A 749-nucleotide genomic window follows, 5' to 3' on the forward strand; every position below is an offset into this window, starting at 1 on the left:
CGGCTTAACCTTGCTGCATTAAATAACTCGCTGACTCATTATGCAAAAGGCACGCGGTCACAATGACAAATGCCAATGCTCCCACTGCTTGTAAGCAAACGGTTTCAGGTACTATTTCACTCCCCTCACAGGGGTTCTTTTCACCTTTCCCTCACGGTACTGGTACGCTATCGGTTGCCAGGTAGTATTTAGCCTTACGAGATGGTCCTCGCAAATTCCCACAGAATTTCTCGTGTTCCGCGGTACTTGGGTGTCTGTATAAGAGATCAATCACTTTCACATACGGGGCTGTCACCCGCTATGGCCGCCCTTTCCAGAGCCTTCTGCTAACAATTGATTTTGTAACTCTTTGTGCCTTCCGAAACAGACACACTACAGATCCCACGACCCCTGACATGCAACGCCTTCGGGCTATCACACATGACAGGTTTGGGCTGTTTCCCGTTCGCTCGCCGCTACTAGGAAAATCGTTTTTACTTTCTCTTCCTGGGGGTACTAAGATGTTTCAGTTCTCCCCGTTGGCCCCATAACATTATGTATTCATGCTATGGTATCACAGTATTAACCATGATGGGTTTCCCCATTCAGACATCTCCGGATCAAAGCTTGTTTAGCAGCTAACCGAAGCTTTTCGCAGCTTACCACGTCTTTCTTCGCCTCCTGGCACCAAGGCATCCACCGTTTGCCCTTTATAGCTTAGCCACTATAAAACCACAAATAAGTTTAAACGCTTTAGTGCAAATATATTT

Annotated in this window: 1 rRNA gene; it reads right to left on the bottom strand. The window is 46.9% G+C overall.

The window, feature by feature from the left end:
• Positions 1 to 702 (bottom strand): 23S ribosomal RNA (locus tag ACYQ2M_RS25190); the annotation flags it as partial.
• Between the last annotated feature and the right edge of the window lie 47 nt (positions 703 to 749).

The organism is Desulfocicer niacini (genome assembly GCF_054657595.1).